The organism is Paenibacillus sp. D2_2, from assembly GCF_031199965.1.
Lineage (GTDB): Bacteria > Bacillota > Bacilli > Paenibacillales > Paenibacillaceae > Fontibacillus.
This window is the reverse complement of the sequence record NZ_CP133605.1, coordinates 1,545,281-1,568,636: the sequence shown is the minus strand read 5'-3', so window position 1 is coordinate 1,568,636 and position 23,356 is coordinate 1,545,281. Positions and strand designations below refer to the sequence as shown.

The 23,356-nt window shown below is 44.9% G+C and carries 18 protein-coding genes and 8 pseudogenes; 4 read left to right on the top strand and 22 right to left on the bottom strand.

The features are described 5' to 3' along the window. Positions 1–119: 119 nt before the first annotated feature. From spoVAE to spoVAC, 3 pseudogenes are all read right to left on the bottom strand, one after another. Positions 120–469: pseudogene (gene spoVAE, locus RE628_RS07810) on the bottom strand (stage V sporulation protein AE). Then, positions 466–1,486 (bottom strand): annotated as a pseudogene (gene spoVAD / locus RE628_RS07805) (stage V sporulation protein AD). The pseudogenes spoVAE and spoVAD overlap by 4 nt, the downstream one beginning before the upstream one ends. Before the next feature lie 9 nt (positions 1,487–1,495). Next, a pseudogene (gene spoVAC / locus RE628_RS07800) lies at positions 1,496–1,986 on the bottom strand (stage V sporulation protein AC); the annotation flags it as partial. A 946-nt stretch (positions 1,987–2,932) separates the two neighbouring features. Between spoVAC and RE628_RS07795 the strand changes: the two are divergent. The 3 genes and pseudogenes from RE628_RS07795 (at position 2,933) to RE628_RS07785 (ending at position 6,118) form a co-directional block, all read left to right on the top strand. Further along, positions 2,933–4,004: pseudogene (locus RE628_RS07795) on the top strand (M42 family metallopeptidase). Between the two features lie 144 nt (positions 4,005–4,148). Next, positions 4,149–4,772, top strand: a complete 624-nt coding sequence (gene yqeK, locus RE628_RS07790) for a bis(5'-nucleosyl)-tetraphosphatase (symmetrical) YqeK (RefSeq protein WP_309158243.1) — start codon at positions 4,149–4,151, stop codon at positions 4,770–4,772. A 116-nt stretch (positions 4,773–4,888) separates the two neighbouring features. Further along, positions 4,889–6,118: pseudogene (locus tag RE628_RS07785) on the top strand (chromate transporter). A gap of 76 nt (positions 6,119–6,194) precedes the next feature. On the opposite strand, the gene RE628_RS07780 reads toward RE628_RS07785, so the two are convergent. The 3 genes from RE628_RS07780 to RE628_RS07770 all read right to left on the bottom strand — a co-directional run bounded on the left by RE628_RS07780 (position 6,195) and on the right by RE628_RS07770 (position 7,964). Beyond that, on the bottom strand, positions 6,195–6,323 hold the full coding sequence (locus RE628_RS07780) for a YjcZ family sporulation protein (protein WP_309158242.1): 129 nt from the start codon (positions 6,321–6,323) through the stop codon (positions 6,195–6,197). A 74-nt stretch (positions 6,324–6,397) separates the two neighbouring features. Then, positions 6,398–7,249 (bottom strand): MBL fold metallo-hydrolase, encoded by an 852-nt coding sequence (locus tag RE628_RS07775; RefSeq protein ID WP_309158241.1) that lies wholly within the window; start codon positions 7,247–7,249, stop codon positions 6,398–6,400. A gap of 301 nt (positions 7,250–7,550) precedes the next feature. Then, positions 7,551–7,964 carry a winged helix-turn-helix transcriptional regulator gene (locus RE628_RS07770; protein ID WP_309158240.1) on the bottom strand — a complete coding sequence of 138 codons (414 nt, stop codon included), beginning with the start codon at positions 7,962–7,964 and terminating at the stop codon, positions 7,551–7,553. Positions 7,965–8,075: 111 nt separating this feature from the next. On the opposite strand from RE628_RS07770, the gene RE628_RS07765 reads away from it, so the two are divergent. After that, positions 8,076–8,549: an SRPBCC family protein gene (locus RE628_RS07765; RefSeq protein ID WP_309158239.1), complete on the top strand. Its 474-nt coding sequence runs from the start codon at positions 8,076–8,078 to the stop codon at positions 8,547–8,549. Between the two features lie 70 nt (positions 8,550–8,619). Here RE628_RS07765 and RE628_RS07760 read toward each other — a convergent pair whose 3' ends face one another. From RE628_RS07760 to RE628_RS07685, 16 genes and pseudogenes are all read right to left on the bottom strand, one after another. Further along, the gene (locus RE628_RS07760; RefSeq protein WP_309158238.1) at positions 8,620–8,823 is read right to left on the bottom strand and encodes a hypothetical protein; all 204 of its coding nucleotides are present in this window, start codon (positions 8,821–8,823) and stop codon (positions 8,620–8,622) included. A gap of 63 nt (positions 8,824–8,886) precedes the next feature. After that, complete coding sequence (locus RE628_RS07755; protein WP_309158237.1) at positions 8,887–9,012, bottom strand: hypothetical protein; 126 nt, start codon at positions 9,010–9,012, stop codon at positions 8,887–8,889. 309 nt (positions 9,013–9,321) lie between these two features. Beyond that, positions 9,322–9,603 (bottom strand): hypothetical protein, encoded by a 282-nt coding sequence (locus tag RE628_RS07750; protein ID WP_309158236.1) that lies wholly within the window; start codon positions 9,601–9,603, stop codon positions 9,322–9,324. 145 nt (positions 9,604–9,748) lie between these two features. Beyond that, positions 9,749–11,857 (bottom strand): AAA family ATPase, encoded by a 2,109-nt coding sequence (locus RE628_RS07745; RefSeq protein ID WP_309158235.1) that lies wholly within the window; start codon positions 11,855–11,857, stop codon positions 9,749–9,751. A gap of 290 nt (positions 11,858–12,147) precedes the next feature. Next, positions 12,148–13,158: an AAA family ATPase gene (locus tag RE628_RS07740; protein ID WP_309158234.1), complete on the bottom strand. Its 1,011-nt coding sequence runs from the start codon at positions 13,156–13,158 to the stop codon at positions 12,148–12,150. Beyond that, positions 13,155–13,666, bottom strand: a pseudogene (gene pnuC / locus RE628_RS07735) (nicotinamide riboside transporter PnuC). Before pnuC ends, RE628_RS07740 begins: the two are co-directional and overlap by 4 nt. A gap of 220 nt (positions 13,667–13,886) precedes the next feature. Next, positions 13,887–15,599 (bottom strand): DUF262 domain-containing protein, encoded by a 1,713-nt coding sequence (locus RE628_RS07730; RefSeq protein ID WP_309158233.1) that lies wholly within the window; start codon positions 15,597–15,599, stop codon positions 13,887–13,889. Between the two features lie 314 nt (positions 15,600–15,913). Continuing rightward, positions 15,914–16,239, bottom strand: a pseudogene (locus tag RE628_RS07725) (thioredoxin family protein). A 161-nt stretch (positions 16,240–16,400) separates the two neighbouring features. Next, positions 16,401–18,011, bottom strand: a complete 1,611-nt coding sequence (gene ptsP / locus RE628_RS07720) for a phosphoenolpyruvate--protein phosphotransferase (protein ID WP_309158232.1) — start codon at positions 18,009–18,011, stop codon at positions 16,401–16,403. Between the two features lie 103 nt (positions 18,012–18,114). Next, complete coding sequence (locus tag RE628_RS07715; protein WP_309158231.1) at positions 18,115–18,381, bottom strand: HPr family phosphocarrier protein; 267 nt, start codon at positions 18,379–18,381, stop codon at positions 18,115–18,117. A gap of 37 nt (positions 18,382–18,418) precedes the next feature. Continuing rightward, the gene (locus RE628_RS07710) at positions 18,419–19,786 is read right to left on the bottom strand and encodes a PTS ascorbate transporter subunit IIC (RefSeq protein WP_309158230.1); all 1,368 of its coding nucleotides are present in this window, start codon (positions 19,784–19,786) and stop codon (positions 18,419–18,421) included. Positions 19,787–19,810: 24 nt separating this feature from the next. Then, entirely contained in the window at positions 19,811–20,080 is a 270-nt protein-coding gene (locus RE628_RS07705) for a PTS sugar transporter subunit IIB (protein WP_309158229.1), read from the bottom strand. Positions 20,081–20,147: 67 nt separating this feature from the next. Further along, positions 20,148–20,818, bottom strand: a pseudogene (locus RE628_RS07700) (SIS domain-containing protein). A gap of 114 nt (positions 20,819–20,932) precedes the next feature. After that, positions 20,933–21,760 carry a PTS sugar transporter subunit IIA gene (locus tag RE628_RS07695; RefSeq protein WP_309158228.1) on the bottom strand — a complete coding sequence of 276 codons (828 nt, stop codon included), beginning with the start codon at positions 21,758–21,760 and terminating at the stop codon, positions 20,933–20,935. Then, a complete protein-coding gene (locus RE628_RS07690; protein ID WP_309158227.1) occupies positions 21,742–22,002 on the bottom strand; it encodes a PRD domain-containing protein in 261 nt (86 codons plus the stop codon). The genes RE628_RS07695 and RE628_RS07690 overlap by 19 nt, the downstream gene beginning before the upstream one ends. A gap of 23 nt (positions 22,003–22,025) precedes the next feature. Continuing rightward, positions 22,026–23,090 carry a BglG family transcription antiterminator gene (locus tag RE628_RS07685; RefSeq protein WP_309158226.1) on the bottom strand — a complete coding sequence of 355 codons (1,065 nt, stop codon included), beginning with the start codon at positions 23,088–23,090 and terminating at the stop codon, positions 22,026–22,028. Positions 23,091–23,356: the final 266 nt, after the last annotated feature.

Below are 23,356 nucleotides of genomic sequence, written 5' to 3'. Positions count from 1 at the left end.
TATATCTACCTATTTTACATGATTTCACTAGACAAAGTATACATAAGAAAAAAGAGCGATACTCCGCCGAAATGGCTTCGAGTTCGCTCTTTGCATCGTTTGAATGGTATATGACAGCCTTATCCCTTCGGTCGAACGACAAGTGCAGCAAGGAAGGAGAAAATAATCGCTGCCGAAATACCGGCGCTGGTAACCTCGAAAATCCCGGTAATAACACCAATCCAGCCATCCCGCTGCAGTTCTGTGAGTGCACCATGAACTAGTGCGTTACCGAAGCTTGTGATCGGAACCGAAGCTCCTGCCCCAGCAAATTTAATGAGCGGATCATATAGCCCGAATGCATCCATCAATGCCCCGACCACAACAAGAGTACTCATCGTATGTGCGGAGTTAATTTAAATACATCGAACATGATTTGCCCAACTACACAGAACAGCCCTCCAACGATAAAAGCCCACAGAAAAATCATGCTGACCCTACCTCCCTTTCTAGAGCTACCGCATGGGCAATACACGGAATACTCTCCCCTTGCTGAAAGGTTAATGGGGATTGAAGTGCACCCGTCGCGACAACCAACACGCGGTCCAGCTCTTTTTGTTTCATTTTCTTCAGAATATGCCCATAAGTAACCACAGCAGAGCATCCGCAGCCGCTACCTCCAGCCATCGCAAATTTCTGCCTGTCCCGATCAAAGACCATCAGTCCGCAATCATTGAATTCCGTCTTATCCATGGATAGTCCGTCTTTGCTAAGAACATCCTTAACGATAGCATGTCCAACTGATGCCAAATCTCCAGTTACGATTAAGTCGTAGTCCTCTGGCCCCGCCCTGTATCACGAAAATGTGCAGTGATCGTATCAGCCGCTGCCGGAGCCATTGCCGCTCCCATATTGAAAGGGTCCTTGATCCCCATATCCTGAATCCGTCCTATCGTTGCATGAGTAATGCGAGGTCCAACACCTGATGAGGAGACTACGGCACAGCCAGATCCGGTAATTGTATATTGGGCTGTCGCAGGCTTCTGTGATCCGTATTCCGTCGGATAGCGGAACTGCTTCTCCACCGAACAGTTATGACTGGTCGTTCCAGCCATTGCATATTTGGCTCCCCCAGCATCTACGATCATGGCCGCTATAGCAAGGCTCTCCATCGAAGTTGAGCAGGCACCGAAGACTCCGAGATATGGAGCGGCAATATCACGCGCAGCGAAGGTCGCACTAATAATCTGATTCATCAAATCTCCGCCGATAAAGAATTGGAGCTGCTCCTTAGTAATGCCTGCGTGTACAAGTGCCAGCGAAGAAGCGTGTTGAAGCAACTTGCGCTCTGCTTTCTCCCAGGTCTTCTCATCGATCTCCAGATTATCGTAAATAAAATCGAAGCTTGACATGAGTGGCCCGTCCCCTCTTCTGGGCCAACTACGGTCGCTGCTCCAATAATCACCGGTTTGCTGCGGAACTCCCAGGTTTGTGAGCCAATCAGCATCTTAATGCGTCCCCCTAGGCCGAGAATCACATGTACGATCCCGACGATGAAAGCTGCTACCACACCGAATACGATGACAGAGCCGGCTAATTTAAACATATTGGCACCTACGCCAAGTACCAGCCCCTCTGCCCGTGATTCAATCGCCGAGGAACACATCGAGTTGGCAAATCCGGTAACCGGAACAGCTGATCCAGCGCCTGCCCACTGTGCGATCTTGTCGTATACGCCAAGCGATGTCAGAATAACAGCTATAATGATTAATACCGCAACAGTCGGACTGCTCGCTTCCTTTGAGGACATCCCGGCAAAGGTCATGAATAGCTGCTGGATACACTGTCCAATGAAGCAAATGAAGCCCCGACCAAAAAGGCCTTCAGGCAGTTCTTGAAGATATTCGTCTTCGGCTTATGGGAATCAGCAATCTGCTTATAGTCCTGTTCTGTCAAAGTAATAGAGTTCAACCTGAACCGGGCACCTGACTTTGTCTTGGTTGGCACTAATGACCCTCCTTGCTTACAAATTAATTCCTCTCCTGACGCTGCATATTCATTATTTGCCACATCGCGGCTTGTTATGTTTGGTAAATCATCCATATCCGTCTGAACAGTAAAAAAACAGTGCCCCCAGTTGCCTGAGGAACACTGTCTTTCTAAGGTATTCTCGATAAATCCGTGTATCCAACAACCTCAATAAATATGTGTTTAAAAAGTTAAACTTTCAGCACCGAGAAGGTTGGATGAAGCTAGGGCCTGAGGAGCGGAGCGTACGTAGTTGGTACGTGAGCACCGGAAGGCCCGGCTGAATTCAAGATTCGATGTCGAATAGCTTCATGATTTACTTCGTGATCAAAGGGGAACTTTTTAAACAACCTCTATAAACACTGCAGTAAAATGATGAGTAATATAAACAGCAGGCAGATCACGATCCAGTCTTTGGAGTAACGCCCCATCTTCGTTTGCCTCCCAATTTATCCTTAACTTACCCGCAGTATATGCTCTGGGTACTACCAATGTTCGTTATTTGCCTAGACTTGGGCTTATCCCATCACATCAAGAGACAATCGATCTCCATCTCACTCTAACGGTTGCTAACGAGGTTAAATCGTTGTTTTTGTAATGTTTATACTTTTAACGGTTACTACAGAGGTTATTTCGGGATTTTACCAGAAATACTACTGATACTTCTTGATTAGCGCGTATGACAACCGTTAGATGTATAAAACTATCATTTTGTGATGATTAGCCGTTATGGCAACCGTTACAATCTAAATCGCGTCATCATTCAGCACCAAAGCTTTTTAAACAACCTCTAACAGTCACAAATAGACAATATAAGCAAGATGGTACATACTTAAAGAGGTTGTTCAAAAAAGACTGCTTCTGACCTAAGAAGTAAATCAGGAAGCGGACTCGTACTTAAATTAACCGCAAGGAGAGATACAAAATGGATAATAAAACGCTGGAGCTATTCAAGCAACTCACCGAATTTCCTGCGGCACCTGGCTTTGAACGTGAACTGCGTGCCCTTGTGAAAGAAAGATGTCGGCCTATACTTCAGAATTTCCACAGGATAATCTAGGCAGTATCTTCGGGGTTTTGCGTGGAGACGACAACGGACCTAAAGTTATGGTAGCCGGTCATTTGGACGAAGTTGGCTTCATGACCACGGGTATTAGCGATCATGGGATGGTGTCCTTCCAACCGCTTGGCGGCTGGTGGAGCCAGGCTGTATTGGCACAGCGCCTACAAATTATTACACCGCAAGGCAGAATCATCGGTGTCGTAGGCTCAACGCCGACTCACCTGCTAAGTGAAGCAGATCGCAGCAACGGGTAGACCTGAAGACGATGTATCTGGATATCGGTGCTGATAGTCGTGAGCAGGCGGAAGCGGCAGGCGTTCGCCCAGGACAGCAAATCGTGCCAATCTGCGAATTTACACCAATGGTTAATCCGAAGAAAATCATGGCTAAAGCGTGGGATAACCGTTACGGTGTAGGCTTGGCCATCGAGCTAATGGAAGCACTCCACAAAGAGAAGTTGCCGAATACACTATACTGCGGAACTACCGTTCAAGAGGAGTTGGGTCTACGCGGAGCACGGACTTCCGCCAACATGATCCAACCTGACATCTTCTTCGGTCTTGACGCCAGTGCGGCTAACGACACGACCGGAGACAAGAAAGCATTCGGACAGCTAGGCGGAGGTGCCTTGCTACGGATTTACGATCCTACGATGCTCACCCATCGCGGCATGGTTGAATATATTCAGGACACGGCAGATACGAATAAGATCAAGTATCAATATTTCGTCTCCCCAGGCGGAACGGATGCTGGTCAAGTTCATCTGAGTGGTAGCGGCGTGCCTTCAACAGTCATCGGTATTTGCTCCCGTTACATCCATACCTCGTCATCCATCATCCACACGGATGATTACGCTGCGGCTAAAGAATTGTTGACTAAGCTCGTCAAGGGTCTTGACCGTACGACGCTGAACACGATTCTGGAGAATAGTTAATATACAAAATCTCTCTTTCAACGAGATACAACAGGCTTAATAGCCACTCTTTCCCCATTCAGCAAGAGGACTTGATTGCTCCTTATTAGTGCTGGATGGGGGATTTTTATATGTTAATTTTGATACAAAGGATGGTGTGAAGATATGAATCCATTATTCGATGCATTTATGTTGAATGTCTCCATGACCGGAGATATTGAAACTGACTTCTATCATTTTCTAATAGTAAATGGGCATCAAAAGACTGCAGAGCACTGTTTGAAAGTGGGGAGAAAAGCAGAGCAACTGGCTAAAATTTACGGCGTCGATCCCTACAAAGCAAAAGTTGCTGGATATCTTCATGATGTCAGCGCTATTTTTCCAAACTCTGAACGAGTTATTGTAGCAAAAACCTTGGGATTAGAAGTATTGAAAGAAGAAGAGATTTTCCCTATGATTATTCACCAAAAAATATCCGGAGTAATGGCTACGGATATTTTTGAAGTACATGATAAAGAGATCATAAGCGCTATAGCTTGCCATACAACGCTAAAATCGAATGCTTCAATGATAGACAAGGTACTATTTGTAGCAGATAAAATCGAGTGGGATCAAGATGGTTGTCCACCATATATAAATCAAATTGAACATTCCTTACAGGAATCAATAGACGCTGCTTCATACGCCTACATCAAATACTTATTTGACAACAAAAATTATCTTAAAGTTGTACATCCTTTTTTAGAGTCTGCGTATAAGGAACTCAAGGAACAATTCAAAGAGGGATAACAATGTTTTTACATAACAGATTACTCCATTTAATAATTACGGAATAATGTTGATATATAATTCACAGGAGCAACACATGAAATTCCATAATCTTGAGATGAGGTCGAGAATTAGAGATGACCATACAAACAAAGGGAACTTCGCAATCTAAACCTCCAATAGGAAAGCAGAGAAAAGGTGCGATTCTCGAAATACTCGGTGCATCTACGAAGCTCGGGCTAACATCCTTTGGCGGGCCTATCGCCCATTTAGGGTATTTTCGCGAAGAGTATGTGAAACGGAGAAAATGGCTGGATGAAAAAGCTATGCCGATCTAGTTGCCCTATGCCAGTTCCTCCCGGGACCTGCGAGCAGCCAAGTAGGAATTTCTATCGGCATGATGCGTGGTGGGTTGCTTGGTGGGATAGCCTCCTGGATCGGATTTACTTTGCCTTCAGCACTGGCGCTAGCGTTCTTTGCCTACGCAATAATGAATTACGATGTTGGAAGCGCTGGTTGGTTGCACGGATTAATGATCGCAGCTGTTGCCATCGTCGCACAGGCAGTTTGGGGAATGGCGCGGAACCTCGCCCCGATCGTACTCGAGGTACCATTGCCATACTAGTTGCTATCATCACCTTATTAATGCCTTCTGCTTATACACAGCTAATACTTATCGCTGTTGCCGGGCTGTTCGGCGATTATTTCTGGCGAAGTCGGAAATTACAGAAACTCCCCATCATCACATAAATACCGCGATTAGCCGTCGAACTGCCGTTATCGCCTGGATCTTATTTTTTGGACTATTGATCGGATTGCCGTTATTGCGAACAGTCGTTCAATCTCGTTGGCTAGCGTTGTTTGATACCTTTTATCGCGCAGGCTCGCTAGTATTTGGCGGAGGTCATGTCGTACTTCCTATACTCCAGGCAGAGATGGTCCCCTCAGGTTGGTTGACAGATGCCCAATTTCTAGCGGGATACGGGGCAGCACAAGCCGTACCGGGTCCTCTATTCACCTTCTCAGCTTACTTAGGAACCGTAATGAACGGATGGGCAGGTGCTGTAGTTGCTTTATTTGCGATGTTTCTCCCTTTTTTTCTATTAGTTATCGGCACTTTGCCATACTGGGACACGATTCGCCGCCGCCCCAATTTCCAGTCGGTCTTCGAAGGCATTAACGCTGCCGTTGTCGGTATCCTGCTTGCCGCTCTGTATAATCCAGTGTGGATTAAAGCCATTCACACCCCTTACGACTTCTGTCTGGCACTTGCTGCTTTCGCGCTTCTTATGCTGTGGAAGATTCCTCCGTGGATGGTTGTATTATTCTCGGTGGCTGGGGGTGCGTTGACTTTTCTATTATCGTAATAGGAACAAAAATAATCCCACCTACCGATTAAGGTAAGTGGGATTTTTCGTACCGATGCATTAATAGCCAGAGTAATTAAAATACAAAGGCCATTGAAATGATTACGAGCAGGATGAACAGAACCAGAATCGCTGCAGTTGAAGTCCCTAATCCACCGCCACAGCTATAACCTACACCGCCTACACCGCCAAATACTTCACCCAAGTGTGTATCCCTCCTTGTTTTTAAAACACACACCATCCTATTCCATTTTCAGTAAAACAGTTTGGGCACTTCCCCTATAACTGCGACCTTAATATTTGATCATTGACAAAAGCTTTTAAGAAGAACAGTTCATCTTCATTTGGTTTCCGTTTATGATCTGCTTCAAAAGATTCTAAAGCCCTCTCTAATGATGTAGAATCTGCGGCTTTGCTAGCTGAAATGAGGTCATTCCAATATGAATTCATCTCAGCTAAGTCACAAATTGATTCATGACCTAGTAAGAAATGAACCGCATCATATTTCTGAATATCCTCAATCATAGTTAATAGCTTAGATTGTTTAAAATGAAATAAAGAATTCGTAGTTGTGCAATAGACGCTATCTCCTAGAAAAATGGTCTTCTCATCCGGTATATAAACAACTGTTGAGTCATCCGTATGAGTGCTTCTTATTCTCTCTAGGATACATACCTTATTCCCCAAATCCAGCTTAAGAGAATCTTCAAAAATAATATCTGGATAGTTTAATTGAAATGAGTCTCTGTTTGGTATTTCATTCTTAATGATGTCTACACACAACGAATCCATCATCTTGGAATTCTTATACTCTTCGAGAGAATGATCATCATAAGAATAGCCCCGCCATTTATTCATAATTTCATACGTTAGACTATTAACAATGATCGTAGCGTTATATTCATTCATCCCCAAAAAGTGATCCCAATGTGCATGTGTTACGACCAAATATTTTATCGGTGGTACATTTAAACTCTCAATCTCACGCAAAAAATCATTCGCATGTTGAACTGAATTCCCACCGTCGATTACTAGACTATATTTATCCCCGCAGACTAACCCTAATGTCGGTCTTTCTTTATCATTTTGGTTAGATAAATAATAGATAGATTCGCTTAATTTATTTAGCATGTCCATTCTCCTCTATAATTTAATTTCATTTTGAAGAGAACATCTACATGCCTATTTTTAGTTTTCATATAGATATTCTCATTTTATTTTTTTACCATTGGATTCACCTCATTAGATCGATGTATCTGCATATTTTTCCAATTTAAGATATCATAATTAGCAGGCATTTGGGTATGGATAGAATAAATAAAACGGATCTTCCCCTAAGGGAAAATCCGTTCGCTTCTAGACTCGATATTGATACTTTCTCCCTATGCATCTATTTTCATGGCATAAGAACGTAGGAATTGCGACGCGATGTTTATAATGTAATATCGTCGAAATTCTGCAAAAGGCGAAGCTCCAGCCCTTTTTCGTTTGTTGTTAGTTCCTGCATGATCGGAATACTCATATCGGTATTTGGATTGTATTTCAGGCCCCAATGCATAATGGCAAACACGACCGGAAACAGGTCAAGTGCCTTTTGCGTTGGTCGATACATGGTTTGTGCGCGGTTTGAATCTCCTTCTATCTTGACGAGCAGACCTGCTTCAACGAGTGATACGAGCCGTGCGCTCAAAATATTAGTTGAGATGTGCTCGCGTGAAGCAAGAAACTCGCGGTAATACCGCTTGTTATAGATAAGGACGTCACGAAGTATGACTAGGCTCCAGGGATCACCCCATATGTCGAGCGCATATACGATTGGACAAACTGTGGAAGGTCGCTTTTTCATGAGATGATTATACAATTCGTGCTTGCATTTTGCAAGTTTATACTTGTATTTTGCAAGTACAGGATTTATACTCTGTGTGTGGTCAATAATTAACGAGGGGAGATAACTTGCATGAATCAAAGTTACAGTACTTTTTTTACGGTGGACCAAAGCCCCGAAGAAGTCTTCACCGCCATCAATAACGTCCGCGGATGGTGGTCAGAGGATATTGAGGGCACTACCGACGAACTCGGCGAATTTAAGCACCACTACCAAGATATTCACCGCTGCACCATCCAAATCACCGAACTTATTCCAGGTAAAAAGGTTGTTTGGCACATTACAGACAACTACTTTAACTTCGTAAAGGATAAGAACGAGTGGAAGGATACCGACATTGTCTTTAAAATCGCCAAGAAGGAAGGTAAAACAGAAGTTCGATTTACCCACGTAGGCCTCGTTCCCGAGTATGAGTACTACGACGTCTGCACAGACTCCTGGGGCATCTACATAAGCGGCAGCCTTCGCGACTTGATCACCAAGGGTAAGGGCCAGCCCAACCAAAGTGAGCAAATTACAAACAAACACGGCATAAGCAACTCTTAGAAACCCACCGCAATGTCTGTAACGTCAAGTTATTGGAAAAGGGGCTACCCTGACGGATAGCCCCCAAAAATTAGGTTGCGTTTGCTTGAATTAAATAGTAGAACCCTGTCGTCTTTATTCCCTTTTCACTTGAGTGTTTTTCAAATTGTGAAACGATCCGATTGTAACATTCGTCTCTAACATATTTTCTAAATCCGTCACTTTGCCCAAAGCAAACCATTTCAACCACATCTTCAGGAGTTGGGATCCAAACGATTTCTTTCAAGGTAGACATTTTCAATGTTAGTTAGACCACTCGTTTCAAATCTCTCTTGAATCTTATCAAGTATCGGGGTACCTACTGAAGGCGGACCGAATAGTCCCGGAAAGTATGTCTCAAGCTCTCCTCCTTCGCCGTTGTCGTCACCGGGATGAAACAACAGAATCGTTCTACCTGGTTGAACAACTCTGTTTCCCTCTTCATACCAGCTAGTCGGCCCCTTCTTCGTGTAGGCTATGTAATTTCGCTCGAAGTGAACTCTAAAACAAGTTTTTTCAGAGTAAGCAGTCCTTCCCCAACCCATGCACAACAAAGCCTCTTTCAACGAACTACGGGATTTTCCGAAAAAACTTGCCGTTACTTGTGATACGGTTCAGCGTATCACTCTAACGGCGAATTATTAGCTAGAATAATTGACACCCTCTTAATGAAAAATACACTCTTAAAATTTGTCGGATAACCCAGGTGGTTTCTCCAATGTGTATACAAAGAGTAGCACATTAAAACTACTAATTAGTTATTTCGAATTGCATTTTTGATATCTAAAATCAAGTTATCAAAAAACGATTGCCCTGCTCCTGGTTTTAACATAGAAAGTAAAATATTTTTATCTAACACCAAACTGTATTTTTTTATATTTGATGATTCGACAAAGTATAAAGCAGCATAGTTTACATCGAATAGCAGAAACTCGCCTCCTGTTATTTCCTCCCTAAAACGTTCTTTATCGCTAAGGTTAATACGAACTATCTTATCAATCAGTTCAGCTCCAGCGAGTAAAGAAATGCGCTCCAATAGCAGGTGGGAAATTCTCTCTTTTTATGTATATCCCAGGTGCAGTCGAAGTTATAGCTAACTATCAATGTAACCACTTCCTTATAAGAATCTATACAAGAAAGTATATTGATTTATCTGCACAATTATACCTATCGGTTCATATCTATATCTGCTCTTCTAATAATGCAATACCATTATCGCAAAGTTTAATAATATATTCAGGTATAGTAGGAAACTCCGTGGGATTTAATTGAAATAAACTATCGCTTTCAATGTGGTATGCTTCATCAACAAACTTCTTGAAAATAGTATCTGATATCTGTCCGTGATTTATCAACCGATACAACTGTATTTTTTCATAGCCACTAGTAACAGAATTATACAAAGTTATCATCTGCACCTTATCATGTGCCCTACAGTAAACTCTGTTATATTCAAATTCGGGTATTTCTTTTTTTATAGTTTCAGTAGCTTCAGCAATCTCAACTTCTGCCATTTGACGATTTCCATCTGTACTTTGCAATAATGGAATTGTTCTATCCGGATGAAATACATTTGAAAGCAATTGCCAAGCTAGTCCCTTTTCGCCACATGCTTCTAAACGCCTACGCAAATATATAAGCTTATTAATTTCATCAATATCACCAGCTATATTAATGTTAGCTATCTCAAAGAAAGATAAAATATCTGATGGACTAATCTCTTTTTCATGTAAAGTTCCCTCTTTATTATAGAGAAACGCTGCAACTGGAATGGGATTGAATCTACAACGGATGCTAGAAGTATTAATTAAGTCTACAATTGGATCAAAGTCATGTGTAAGCATCAATACCGTTTTACCTTGAAGGGTCCCAGCACCTTGAAATAGCATTTCCATAATTGCATACTTTTTGTTCTTATCAAATGAAGATATTGGGTCATCCAAAATAACCAGGTCGGGGTTTTCCTTAATAGCCCTGTACATAAATAATACTAAAGCAAAAGCATTTCTTTCTCCGTAACTCAAATGTAGTTTTACATTATTGACTTGTGTAGTGTTTTCTTTACTTAAAAGAACCATACGATAGGTACTCTTATCTTGGTTTTCGATTATTGATATTTGATAATTGTATCCCGCACTTTCTAAGAAACCATTTATTTCTTTATGGTACTTCTCTATTGTTTTTCGAATAAGATTCTTTTGTTGGTTGATCTCACCTTGAAGTTGCCCAGCCTGGGTAATGACATTAGCTAGTGCACTATTCACAACAGAAATGCGTTCGTTTGAGTAAGTTGAGTTGATATGACCTAACATAGCCAAATCAATTCTTTTATCGTTCAGAGAAACAACAACAGCATCAACATCTTTTAAAGTTTCAAAGTTAAGGTTTTTTATTTCAAACAGTTTATTGTAAAGAATAACCACCTGACTCTTGATTTCTTTTAAAAAATTTATTTCTTCTGGACTAAAAGATATGCTACTATTTGAAAGTTTGTTAATTTTCTCTTTAACGGTTTCGGTAAAGTATTTTTCAAGTGCTTTAAATACACCTAACATTTTTTGAAGCTCTGCTATATATTTCGAATCGTATTCCACTGCCACTTGTTGAACGACTTGCTTTTTTTCAGCTTCTAAATTTTCAGCACAATAGGGGCATTTATTTGCAACCTCTAGATATGGAGATCCTTTGCTTTGCCATGCTAACCAGCTAGCATTCATTTCACTCTGGATATAAGGAGCATACTGTACCAATTCCGCTGGTACATTGGCGACTTTATTTCCTTTAGCTAAGCCCTTACCAATAGAGCCGGTTTTAGAATACCCATTCTGTGCATTCCCGAATCCAGAAATAAAAGTGCTGAGTTCAGCAATAAGTTGATCCAGATCAGGATTGTCTTTAAAAGCATCTTGGATTTCCTTAATTAATATTTGAATCTTCCTCATCCGAATTTCATAGTCTTCTGTCTTAATAAGTATCTCAAAACTATTTGCTAATAAATCGTCTGGTAAAAATGTATATTGGTTTATTGTTTCCTCATTAAAAATAGATACTTTATTAATACTCGGAGTGATTCCCACGACTGGTTGATGATCTGCCAAAACTGGATTTTCCATTAAATACTTGTACGGAACTAAATTTTTTAATTGTTCCGGCGATTCACGTAGTTCTATTGATTTTGCTAATGTTGATTTGCCTGTTCCATTTATGGCATATTTAATATTAAGGCGACCTTCTACTAAGTTAACTGAACCATTATCAATATTGTTACAGTTAGTTATCTGAATGTTCATACTGTTTTTCCTCCTCAATTCATGCGATATGATAATTCCCCTTTATTCGACAACCCATCTGTAAAATCCTGTTTTTTGAATTAATGTAAAAAACCTCTATTTACTAGAGGTTCGTTACGATCAATTAGAAAGCCATAGATTAGTTTCATTAAATGGTATATCTACTATTTCGCGTCATTTGTGATACGGTTCAGCATATCACAAGTAGGCGATTTTTGAGGGCGTCCCGGCTGCACCCATTTCCCCAGCGGAACAACAAATCCAACGGATTCGTCTCCTGGTTCTTTCTTCTAGTTATGCAGCTCTCCGAAATAGTTGCGGTAGGGCTCAAACTTCTTGAGCACTTCGTCTACCTTAAGCATGCGTTCCGCAAGTGTTCCTCTTAACGTGATGAATGGAATTCGCCGCTCTTTTAAATCCGCGATAATTTGCTTGTGGAAAATATGCCGTTTCTGATCCCCGCTGCGATCCCATGTATCGTCGTAAGGAATATCATCATCACACAGAAAAAATAAATCATACCGCTGTGCGTTTTCCAGCGCGGTCCGAGTAAGGAGTTCCGGAGCACGTCCATGGTAATCCAAGGCAAACATATAAGTCGTAATCGCGTTCGTATCGACGAAAAGATACCGATTTGCTTCCAGCAATGCCTGCTCTTCCCGCTCAATATGGCCCACTGCGATTTCATTAAACGCATCCAAGCCGATGCGGCGATCCACCTGGTGCTCGGTCCAATAATCTCGTCCGTACTCGCTAGCAAAAGTTGTCCGGTACTGCCGGGCTAACGCTTCGGTGATCGTTGACTTGCCAGTCGACATCGCACCTACAAAAACCACTTTCGTGATTAAATCCCTGTACACGATATCACTGACAAATTCCCGATATTTGTGAGGGTCGGAACGGACCATTGTGGCCGAAATCTGCACACGCTGGCGGGCTTCATCCACCCGCAGGTCCACCGCGCCCAAAGCGATGCTCATATGCCTGCCATAAAACTCGCTCGAATAAAAATGGGTCACTTGCTCGCCCTTCAATAGCCCCAGAATATACTGCTCTTCCCGAATCTCATACTCCCTGTCGCTTGAGTATCCTTCCGGCCCATCCCAAGCTTCGATGACCCGAACAGAAGGATAGAGTTTGCGAATCCAGTTTGCCCGAATGGGAAGCGGAATCGGGGTAACTGTCGTATCGTAAATCACGACGATCAATTCGTCGACCTCTTGCAGCGCCGTCTCGATCATGAACTGATGCCCTTTATGCAGCGGGGCGAACTTCCCAAGTGTTAATCCAAGCTTCTTCATGCCAACGCCTCCTTTGCCCCTTTGTTCCAGTTATAGTAGCCGTAACCCGCATTAACCAGATATGCACTCCACATCACGATCATCATCAGGCCCTCACCACTGCCATCCAGCATCCGGATCACCCATAGCAACACCGTGAACATATTAAGCACGATATAGACGAGCCATTGTTCCTTGAATCTTCTCACCATCAGAATCGTAGCCACAACGGATAACACCGTCGTTATAGCATCGATGTAAGGCGAATTTTGCCCGGAATAAACGACAAGCTAAACCCCAGCAGTAGGGAACCTGCTATACAGATCACCCCCACGAGGAGTATGCCTTTAAGCCCCATCTGGCGCATAGACAGCTTGCCGCCCTGAAGATTCTTCCTCCACATGTAGAAGCCAACGACATTCATAGGGACAAAGAAAAGCATATTCAGCATAACCTCTCCAAATAAACCGTTGATATAAGCCAAATAGGCATAACCGATGGTATTATACATGCCATAGACATAACTCATCAGCTTCCCCTTCGCCGCGAGCACCACGCATAGCACCCCAGTGATAAAGACCGTGAAACCAAAAAAGAATCCTTGGAAAGGACCGTAAACCCAACAGCAATCAAAGTAAACAAAACAAACCAGACGATTTCGAACAAATTCCAACTGCCTGCATACTTCTTCACTTGTATCCCCTTCGCTTTCTCCACGTACCAATTCCACCATCTATTACTAGACTCAGCTATATGCCCCAAGTATCAAGTGCTTTCGTCGCAAGAAAATCGGCTCTACCTTGAATAGCAGTTTCATCCCAAACATTGCTATCTAGAAAAGCAGAGAACGTTTCTATGCCTTCAGCATATTTCTTCAAACCGCCCTTGTTGTTCTGTCCTGCTTTTTTTGTCGTCCAGTCAGCGTCACGAATAGAAGCGTTCAGCGACTGAGTAATAATCGTTAAATTTCCAAGGGTCTGCAGCTTATGGTCGCGGAAGTCAGCGGCGGCCTTGTCACCAGTAATGGCCCAGTGATTTCTCCACTTTTTGGGCATTATATGCTCAAGGCTGTATTTGCTGATACCCAGTAGCTGCGTTGAATGAAGATTGCGATTGCGAATCTTGGACTCAATCAGGTAAAGAACGCCTGCGGCGTACTTGTTGGTGAGGTATGCATCGTAGAATGCTTTTTTAACATCATCGTCAGAAGGCATACGATTGACTTTGTCACCCTGACCTCCAAGGTAATTAATTAACCCATCCTTTGACAGCACCCGATTTAATATCAGGCGGTCAGCAAATAACTGATTGTAGTTCTTTGTCGTAGCACGGGTAACGAGGCGACGCATAATGTACGACTCCAGATAAGCGTACAAATCATTCCGCTCCGATGTATCCTGCACATTGCGCTCGACAAAGAGAAGATATGGAATCAGCGTGGTGGTATCCAATGCAAACATCACAGCGTTAAGACGCTCAATTCCAGCCGCCGCTGGAAGTTCGGCATCAATAATAGCGGAATCAATCGCTTTCTTGAACACTGCTGCATAATCACGGATTTCCTTAAGAATAGAATGCTTGTCACCACCCAAGTAATCCTTGATGAACTTTTTGTACGATTCAAACAGCTTCTCGACCTTGGAAAAAGCCAGTTTATCTTCGGTATTTACATTGAGTGCATGGTCCTGTATTTTTATCTGCAAGTACGAGAAGAAGAATAGGTCAATGAAAGTCCTCTTCATTCTACCGGTTGTGATCTCCCTGTCCCAATATTCCTTTGTTTCCTCATCTTTCTCAAATACATCGCGCCAATATTTGTTATAGTCGGCAATATCATTGCGACCGAAGAAGTAATTCTTCAAGAGTTCGGCGGTGGTTAAGCGAATGCCAAGTGAGTTGATAGTATCGAAAATCTGTTGTTCGTCTTCCTCAATATTAAGGTCAATGCCTACGAATAGGATGGCGTGGCATATCGTATCAAAGTCTACCTTGCTAGAGTCAAGATTATTCACGAAATACTGATAGGCACGGGAAATATTGTCCTTGCGGGTCGTCGGCTTGATATCATTCAACTCCATTACTTCGTTGTAAGCCTCAATGTCGTTATGGTTATGCTTAAGGACGGTGCTGTCGTCATCGAGCCGAAATCGCTTATCAAATTTCCGTAAGCTATTATTTTTCAGACACAACACTTTCAACATGATACTCAGCGTAGTGAGCCGTTGTTGACCGTCGATAACAGTTCGAACATCGCCGACGGTACTTGATGTATCCGTCAGTTGCTGTTTTAAGATGACAGACCCCATAAAATACGGAGTGCGCGTCCGGCTTACATTTTCGACATCCTCAAGAATTCGTCCCCATTGGGCCTCGCCCCAGACATAAGCGCGTTGGAAAAACGGAATTTCAAGTATGCGGCTTCCATTGAAAATCTCGTTTATTGTGCGTTTTCCTGCGTCCATAATTAAACCCTCCTAATTATTAAATAACGCATTATTTTATCTGCTTTGTTATTCTTCGGTTACTACTTATGTACTTCTTATGACCTTTTATGACACTGAAAATTGATTGTTACCTCACATCAGAAGATATCAAAAGCCCTCCCACCCCCAACGGCCCCCATCTCTAGAACCTGCATCCTTTTCCAATTAGATCTATATTACCACTAAATTATGGATGTATCTGCTATTTTCGACAGCGACTTAATAAATTAGCTATTAAAAAAGCAGTCCAGGAGATAATCCCTGGACTGCTTTTTATAATCTATAGAATCCTTCTATATTTTCGATTCCAATGTCTCTAGATACTCGGAAATCTGGCTTGGCATTTTGGCATATTTACTATGAAGATGAGCAATCTTCTCCCGTTTTTATACACCAGAAGGCTTGGGATTCCGCGTACTTCATTTTTGCTCGTAATCTCTTCAAGCTGTTCCACGTCGAGCGCATAAAATTCTTTGTCCTGATGTTTAGCCATAATATCTGGCATAAATTTATCCAGCGTCTTACAGTCTGGACACCATGTGGCATCGTATTTAATGACAGTCAATTGATCACGATTAATCAGTTCCTCGTACTGTTTCTCTGTTTGAATGCGTTCCATAATAAGACTTCCCCCTACCTCGTTTTACATAATCAAGATGCACTTAATATGTAATTTTAACTATTTTCGCAATAGTATGCAAAACGAATCACCAGAAATCTATAAAAAGATATAAAAAGAGCGCTGGCGAAACATCCACTCAACGCTCAATAGCTTAATATTCATTTTAACTTAAGCAAAGATAGAACTTCCTCCTGATCGACACATTGTAAAGCGGAAGCGGCCAGTCGTTCGCATTCCTTGCTATCCAGCGACGCCGCTGTTTCCCGTATGGCGAGGATGGAAGAAGCCGACATGCTGATGGAGTCAAGACCCATTCCAATCAGCAACGGAAGCGCTGAAGCCTCACTACCCAGCTCTCCACAAAGGGAAACGGTTATGTCATTGCGGTGCGCTTGCTCAATAATATAATGAATTTGGCGAAGAACCGCTGGATGATAGGGTTGATAGAGATGCGACACCGATTCATTCATTCGGTCGCAAGCCATCGTATATTGCACCAGATCGTTCGTCCCGATGCTAACAAAATCGACCATAGCCCCCAGCCGATCCATCAGCAAAGCAGCGGCCGGTGTTTCCACCATGATCCCAACTTTCATATGTGGATCGTACGGAATTCCCTCCTGCGTCAGCTCCATCCTTGCCTGCTCTATCAGGCGATGCGTCTGCCGGATTTCTTCGGCCGCGCATATCATCGGTAGCATAAGACGGACTTGACCGTAATTGCTGGCGCGCATAATGGCCCTAAGTTGCTGCAGGAACAAATGAGGCCGGTCCAGACAAAGCCGTATCGCCCGATAACCGAGAAACGGATTGAGTTCTCGAGGCATTTGAAGATACGGAAGTTCCTTGTCGCCGCCGATATCTAAAGTACGGATCGTGACAGGCTTCCCTCCCATCGTCTCGATGGCTTGCTTATATGCGGCAAATTGCTCCTCTTCGGATGGCAAATCGTTGCGATGCATGAATAGAAACTCAGAACGGAACAGTCCGATCCCCTCAGCTCCCTGCCGCAGCGCAGCCTCTGCCTCCTCTGCATGGCCGATATTAGCTTGAAGAACGATTCTCTTCCCGTCGGCCGTTACAGTCGGCTCATCTTTCCAACGTGCTAATTGGCTATCTTTTGCCGCCAATACGCGCCGCTTTTCTTCGTATTCGTCCAGCAGTTCCGGATCGGGATCCGTATAGACAAGACCGGCGCCGCCGTCCACGATCAGCGTCTGTCCCGTTCGAATCTGCTCTCCCAGATCACCGGCCCCCACAACCGCGGGAACACCCAATGTTCGGGCAAGAATGGACGAGTGAGACGTACGTCCGCCCGTTTCCGTCACCCATGCCATAACTTTAGTCGCATCGATTCCGACGGTAAGCGAAGGAGGCAAATCATTGGCCACCCAAATGACGGGTCCGCTTATCCCTTCAACTTCTTCGCGAACTTCTCCTTGCAGCCGCAGCAACAACCTGCTGCCGAGGTCCCGTACGTCGCTCGCTCTCTCTCGCATATAGGCATTGTCCGTCGATTCAAACAGGCGAAGCAGTTCGTCTACTTTCGTCTGTACCGCGCTTGTTGCAGACATTCCTTGTTCGTCGATTAAGCGCGTCATCCCTTCAATCCAAGAGCGATCCTTCGCCATCAGAATCTGACCTTTTACGATTTTGGCGCTCTCTTCTCCAAGTTTGACCTGCGCCTGGGCATACAACGCTTCCAGCTCTTGCTGAACCTCTTCGAACGTTTGAAGCAATTTCGATACTTCCCGTTCTGGGTTTTCCACCGCTTTGGTAGGCGCCCCTGAATCGTCTCCCCAACTAAATCGGGGAGTACCAGGGCCGTACCGATCGCAATCCCTTCCGCCGCCGCAATGCCGCGAATCGCGTTCATTCCTCTTCCCTCATTTCTTCAAGAACCCGCTCCAGAGCGGCGAGCGCCTCTACCTCATCCGGGCCCTCCGCCGCGATCACGATTTCTTCACCGCATGCGACTGCCAGTGAAATAACGCCTATCATACTTTTGCCATCGACTTCGAGGCCGTCTTTCGCCAGTGAGATTTTGCTGGCAAAAGTGGATGCGCAATCGACAAACTCCGTTGCAGGCCGCATATGCAAGCCGTTTGCGTTTCGGATCGCTGTTCGTTTCTCTACCATATGTCTCCCACCTTTATGTCTCAATATCTTCGTTTTATTAGACTGACTCTGTCTTTGATTTGCCTTGCTTTTGGCTCTTACGAATCACACCCAAAGCGATTAAGGCTACAATTATCACTGGAACGACAATCGGCAGGATATGGAGCGAATCAAGCAGCTTCACTCCTGAAAGCACGATCAACGCATCGGACAAGAGAAGAGCAATCCCCGTAACGCCATACGTTTCGAGGCCATACATCGGGAAGAACAAGGCCACCGGTATCGTTAACACAAGGCCGTAAATCACCCCGGAAACAATCGCCCCCCGTCTTCCTCCTAACGCATTGCCGAATATGCCCGCGATCCCGCCAGTGAAAAACCCGCCTATAATGGAAGGTAACGGAACGACCTCGCCGAATGTACGTGAAACGAGCATGCCGATCACCATGCCGACAATACTGCTCAAGAAGCCGATAATCAATGCGTTCGGTGCAAAGGCGAATACGACTGGACAATCTAGCGCAGGCGTTGCACCAGGAACGAGCTTTTGCGCAATACCGCGGAACGCTGGGACAATTTCCCCTAGGAACATCCTAACTCCCTGCAGCAAAATGAGTACGCCAGCAGCAAAGCCCAAGCCTTGAACGATCGCAAACACGATCCAGTTCTGGCCGTCGCTGATCGTCTTCACAAATTCAGGGCCGGCCATCAATACTGAAATAAGATAGATGAGCACCATGACGCAAGATATGGAAACTGCGGTATCCTTGAAAAATTCCAAGCTTTTCGGCATTTTCATATCTTCCGTGCTCTTCTTCGGATTGCCGACCAATTTGCCGACACCCGCGGACAATACTACACCGGCTGTTGTAAAATGGCCGTATCCGATATCGCTAGAGCCCGTTATTTTGCGCATGATCGGCTGAGCGAGCGCCGGAAACAGCACACAGGCTATGCCTTGAATCATTGATCCCCATAGCACAGCTTGAACGGTCGAGTAACCCAGGTCGTAAAAAGCCCAAGCCAAGGCTCCCGACATGATCCACAACATATGACCCGTAAGAAAGATATATTTGTAAGGCGAGAAGCGGGCTAGTATAATATTGGTAACAAAGCCTAGTGCCAATATCAATGAACCGTTGCGGGCAATTTCGGGTACCTTTTCTGACAACGCCCCGATGACAGCTTCATCGAACGGAACGACTCCAGTCAAATGGAATCCTTCGGTAAAAATCGTGGCGAACGGTGACAAGTATTGAACGATAACACCTGCCCCTGCTGATAAGATCAATACGCCCAGTATGGTCTTCAGGGTCCCTTTCGTGACGTCTGCGGCGTTTTTGCGCTGGATTAGAAGGCCTACCAAAGCGACTAATCCGAGCATGACTGCAGGCGTCGTTATTAATTGAATCAGGAAATCAAGCATCGCTCACTTACCCCTCTCATAAGGTTATCGGTTTAAAAATGGAATGACCTTCTCCTTGATCTCCGCTTTATTCGTCATGTTGTCCAGATAAATCACCGGCGCGTCTACTTCCGGAAAAGTGCTTTCCATCTCTTTGGAAGTGACGAACAAGTCGGCATCAAGACCCTTTACCGATCCCATATCCATCGCTTGTGTATCGGCTTGCTTGCCGAGTTCCTTCAAAATATCATCGATGCTCATCTTCACCATTAGACTTGTGCCGAACCCCATACCGCAAACGGTTACAATTTTCATTGTGTTCCACGCTCCCATTCGGAATTTTGCATTTCATCGCCTTACCGACTTCAGTTATTTGTTTCGATCACAAACATTTAATGCGGTCTTTGTAGCGGCGAATGTACTCCGCGTTGATTGCATCGCCCTTATCCAGATTGGAACTGACCCAGATCGGTGGTTGCACGCCGCGTTCGCATAGTTCTTCAACGGTCTGTACGATCAGCGATTGCAACAGAGTGAAACCGAGAACAGATGATGTAGGACCGAATTTAGCTGGCAGATCGTCCCGCTCCATAATCGCGTCGCCGCTTACCCCGCAGTTGTCCAACACCACATCAGTCACATCGATTAATTTCTTCCCGGAAGGATGGCGCGACGTTACATCGTTGGTGAATTGCAGCGAAGTCAAAGCGATAACGTGCATGCCACGTTTTTTGGCCTCCATCGCCATCTCCACTGGTACCGCATTCCGTCCGGAAGTAGAGGCGATAAAGATCACATCTCCCTCGGATATCTTTTCATGCTCCAGTACGATTTCCGCATACCCTTCGATTCGCTCGAACCAGGTGCTCTTTGGTGCTTCCGGACGCAAAGACAATGCCGGCTCCAGAATAGCGTTTACAGGTACCAATCCCCAGCCCGGTAAAACACTTCTTCTGCATACATCTGTGAGTGACCGCACCCGAATACATGCAATACCCCGTCTTGTTGAACAGCATCGGCCACCAGTTTAGCCCCTTGCCGAACCGCTTCCATCTGAGTTTCTTTCGCTGTCTGCATCAGTTCCATAATTCGTTTGACATAAGTTTCTGCTAACATGTTGATCCTGTCTCCTCTCGCATGAATATTAGCTGTAAAGTTAAGTTGAACTCAGTCATGCAATAAAGTGAGCGCATCATCCACGCTCGATGCCTTCATTAAAGCGGATAGCCGCTCTTCATCGTTGAACAACGACATTAGCCGGGACAAAGCCTGTAAATGCGATTGGGAATCGGTCGTACCAAAAGCGAAGACCAGTCGAACCGGATCTCTGCTCGGATGCCCGAAAGCCACACCATCGGGTACGATCTGTAAACTCATTCCCACTTCTTTGACTCCGTCTTGCGGTCTGGCGTGCAACAGTGCGACTCCAGGAGCCACCACCATGTAAGGTCCATGTTTGCGCAACCCATTCATCATTGCCTCGGTATATTGCGCATCCACTGCTCCGGTTTTTTCCATAAGCTGTCCCGCCATATTCACCGCATCTTCCCAGTTTGAGCACTCGGGATGGCAGAGAACAGTTTGTTTTGTTAGTAAATCGTCCAGCATTTTTCCTTGATCGCTCCTTTTCCAATTATGTGTCATCGTTTTTTCGCTATTGGCGAAATAGGACGCGATAGTCCGGCTCACCTCCTTAGAGAATCGAGGATGGCGTAAACCCAATTGTGCCGCCGCGGCGACGATTTCCTCAGTCAGTTTATCTCTCAAGTTAGCGAAAGAGGCACTCCCCCCGGCCAGCCAAGCGCGAATGGCGAATACGTCTTTAGAATCGAGGAAAGGGCTGCATTCGATGACCGTCGCCCCATCCAAATGAAATGGTACCGTCGCAAGAAACAAATCCGTGTTCCCGTCGAGCCACTTCTCTACGGCAAATACGGAACATGTGGCCCGAATGCGGATTTCCGGAAATTCTTGCATTAAACGAACTTCAAGCATTTGTGAGGTGCCGACCCCGCTCCCGCACACGATGACGGCCCGAACCCCACCGGAGGAAGCGCTTCCTTTTTCCGTTCGACAGCCGCCCCAATGTAAAGAGAAAGATGAGCTACTTCGGAATCGGGAACAGAGAGGTCAAACAGTTCTTCTACCACTTTTGTTGCAGAACGTGCGGCGTAGAAAATCCACTGATAAGCGTGTTTGACGTCTATTTCCACCGGAGTGGCAGCTGGCTTCGCCACGATTCCGTAACGTAAGCGATGTATCATCGGCGCCAAATGATTCGCGAGCCCCGATACAACTCCCCGTCCCCTTGAAAGGACAAACCGAGGAACCGTTCCGCGATTTCGACTATATTGTGCACCGCCGCCGCCAGCAAGGAAGTCTCTCCTTCAGAAAGCGCCTGTGAGTTCTCCAACCATTCGCTCATGCTCGAAGCCGCCAAATGCACGGCCATATTCAGCACTTCTTCCTCCGGCCAAGACGGAGCTTGGGACGGCAGCATTCGCTCTAGTAAGGAAACCAGCCATGGATGAAAATTTTGACGGCGAATGTGTTCCTTCTGCTTGTCAGTGAGCGAGATCTTCTCTCCCAGTCGAATCCGGTAAGCGGCAATCGCAATATGCAGCGCATAAGTGGCTAAAGCTTCATCAGTGAGACGCATTTCATGCCGTTCTAGTTCCTTGCGCAAACCGAGCCATACGTTGAGCGTTCGATTCACCGATTCCGGTGTACTGGATTGCTCGCCGTCCGCTTTCAGGCAACGATAGACGGCATCTTTGTACTTCTGTGCAACCGGAATTTTCATCAAGGGCTCGTCGGTCAACAATCGGAACAACGCATTGCGGATATCCCGCTCTTCCCCTACTGCCAAAACTCCGAAATTGGGCCGTTTCACCAGTTGAAGCGGCGTATTGTTCCACATTCGCTCCAATGTCTCCAAATCCCGCAACGCTGTCGATTTGCTAATCCCTAGCATGAATTCGAATTCTTTGACTAGAACAGCTTCGTTGCGAAACAGTAATTCAAACGCCATCAATTTCTGACGATCGTCGGGACTGTAGACAATTTGCCGATGGAAATCCTGAGACGAAAGAGGCGGTTCGGGATGGATGTCGCGTCCTTTCGTTTCGAGCCAAACGCCCACATTTGGTTTGCGGCAAAGCTGCACCCCTTGCTTCCTGCACCACGCATCCAACCCTTGAAGATCGTTACGGATCGTTCGCTCATTCACATCAAACGAACTGGCCAGAAAGGAAACCGTTAACGGGTGCTGACTTTCCTGCAACTTCTGAAGTACCAAATATTCGCGCATAGTAAGCATCGCCATCTCTGTCCTTTCCCTGCAAGCTGTCTTTTGGAATGCCGATTATCTAATGAGTACCAAGCAAGATAAACTCGCTATACTTGTATTGTAGCGGCACACACCATCCCGATTCAATGAAGCAATCTTGTGAACCCTTCCGCGGCAAATGCGGCAATATGACATCAATTCGTTTTTGCATTAAAAAACCGCCGCTCCCCGGTTTATAGAATTCGGGGGCGACGGTATTGTAACTTCACGTGGCCGTAGGCAAACAGCTTGTGTAAAAAGGG